This is a genomic window from Nocardioides albus (genome assembly GCF_014648255.1).
GTDB classification, from domain to species: Bacteria; Actinomycetota; Actinomycetes; order Propionibacteriales; family Nocardioidaceae; genus Nocardioides; species Nocardioides albus.
Window position 1 is genome coordinate 1 of record NZ_BMQT01000024.1, and the last position, 2,638, is coordinate 2,638.

1 rRNA gene is annotated in these 2,638 nt (G+C 55.3%); it reads right to left on the reverse strand.

The window, feature by feature from the left end:
- Nucleotides 1–2,638 (reverse strand): 23S ribosomal RNA (locus tag IEY84_RS26520); the annotation flags it as partial.

Consider the following 2,638-nt stretch of genomic DNA (forward strand, 5'->3'; position numbering starts at 1 on the left):
CATCACTGCTGTACACCTCCGGCCTATCAACCCCATAGTCTGTGGGGGGCCTTAACCCATATAGGGTGGGAAACCTCATCTTGAAACGTGCTTCCCGCTTAGATGCGTTCAGCGGTTATCACTTCCGAACGTAGCTAACCAGCCATGCACCTGGCGGTACAACTGGCACACCAGAGGTTCGTCCATCCCGGTCCTCTCGTACTAGGGACAGCCTTTCTCAAGTTTCCTACGCGCGCGGCGGATAGGGACCGAACTGTCTCACGACGTTCTAAACCCAGCTCGCGTGCCGCTTTAATGGGCGAACAGCCCAACCCTTGGGACCTACTCCAGCCCCAGGATGCGACGAGCCGACATCGAGGTGCCAAACCATCCCGTCGATATGGACTCTTGGGGAAGATCAGCCTGTTATCCCCGGGGTACCTTTTATCCGTTGAGTGACCACGCTTCCACATGCCGTGGCCAGATCACTAGTTCCGACTTTCGTCCCTGCTCGACATGTCTGTCTCACAGTCAAGCTCCCTTGTGCACTTACACTCGCCACCTGATTGCCAACCAGGCTGAGGGAACCTTTGAGCGCCTCCGTTACACTTTAGGAGGCAACCGCCCCAGTTAAACTACCCATCAGGCACTGTCCCTGAACCAGATCATGGTCCGAAGTTAGACATCTAGTACGACCAGAGTGGTATTTCAACGTTGACTCCACACACACTGGCGTGTGCGCTTCACAGTCTCCCACCTATCCTACACAAGCCGAACCAAACACCAATACCAAACTATAGTAAAGGTCCCGGGGTCTTTCCGTCCTGCCGCGCGTAACGAGCATCTTTACTCGTAGTGCAATTTCGCCGAGTCCACGGTTGAGACAGCGCCCAAGTCGTTACTCCATTCGTGCAGGTCGGAACTTACCCGACAAGGAATTTCGCTACCTTAGGATGGTTATAGTTACCACCGCCGTTTACTGGGGCTTAAATTCTGAGCTTCGCCGTGAGGCTAACCCGTCCTCTTAACCTTCCAGCACCGGGCAGGAGTCAGTCCGTATACATCGTCTTACAACTTCGCACGGACCTGTGTTTTTAGTAAACAGTCGCTTGGGCCTGGTCTCTGCGGCCTTTCACGCTTCCCCCAGCTAGTGGGTTCACGATCCAGGCCCCCCTTCTCCCGAAGTTACGGGGGCATTTTGCCGAGTTCCTTAACCATGGTTCGCTCGATCGCCTTGGTATTCTCTACCTGATCACCTGAGTCGGTTTGGGGTACGGGCGGCTCATGACTCGCTAGAGGTTTTTCTTGACAGCATAGGATCACCGACTTCGCCTAATGGCTCCCCATCACATCTCAGACATACAGAGCCCGGATTTGCCTAGACTCAGTCCTACATGCTTGGCCGGCGACTACCATCGCGCCGGATCGACTACCTTCCTGCGTCACCCCATCACTTGACTACTACACACTTGGGTCCCATGTTCCACACACACGCCTCACCCCGAAGGGATCGGTCACGTGCGCTTCAGATGGTTAGCATCATGCGCCTCATCATGGGCGTCATTTCGCCGGTACGGGAATATCAACCCGTTGTCCATCGACTACGCCTGTCGGCCTCGCCTTAGGTCCCGACTTACCCAGGGCAGATTAGCTTGACCCTGGAACCCTTGATCATTCGGCGGATGTGTTTCTCACACATCATTCGCTACTCATGCCTGCATTCTCACTCGCGTACCGTCCACCGCTGGATCACTCCGCTGCTTCACTCGGTACACGACGCTCCCCTACCCATCCCGGCAGAACCGGAATGCCATAGCTTCGGCGGATAACTTGAGCCCCGCTACATTGTCGGCGCGGAATCACTTGACCAGTGAGCTATTACGCACTCTTTCAAGGGTGGCTGCTTCCAAGCCAACCTCCTGGTTGTCACTGCGACTCCACATCCTTTTCCACTTAGTTACCGCTTAGGGGCCTTAGCTGATGGTCTGGGCTGTTTCCCTCTCGACAATGGAGCTTATCCCCCACTGTCTCACTGCTGCGCTCTCACTTACCGGCATTCGGAGTTTGGCTAACGTCAGTAACCTGGTCGGGCCCATCGGCTATCCAGTGCTCTACCTCCGGCAAGAAACACGCAACGCTGCACCTAAATGCATTTCGGGGAGAACCAGCTATCACGAAGTTTGATTGGCCTTTCACCCCTAACCACAGGTCATCCCCTCCATTTTCAACTGAAGTGGGTTCGGTCCTCCACGCCGTCTTACCGGCGCTTCAACCTGCCCATGGCTAGATCACTTCGCTTCGGGTCTAGAGCGCGCGACTCAATCGCCCTATTAGGACTCGCTTTCGCTACGGCTTCCCCACACGGGTTAACCTTGCCACACACCGCTAACTCGCAGGCTCATTCTTCAAAAGGCACGCCATCACCCCCACTGCCCCAAAGGGCCGGCCGGGCTCTGACGGATTGTAGGCACACGGTTTCAGGTACTATTTCACTCCCCGCCAGGGGTACTTTTCACCTTTCCCTCACGGTACTTGTCCGCTATCGGTCATCAAGAAGTATTTAGGCTTAGCGGGTGGTCCCGCCAGATTCACACGACATTCCACGAGTGTCGTCCTACTTGGGAAGTACATCAACCCAGCCAAACACATACGACTACGG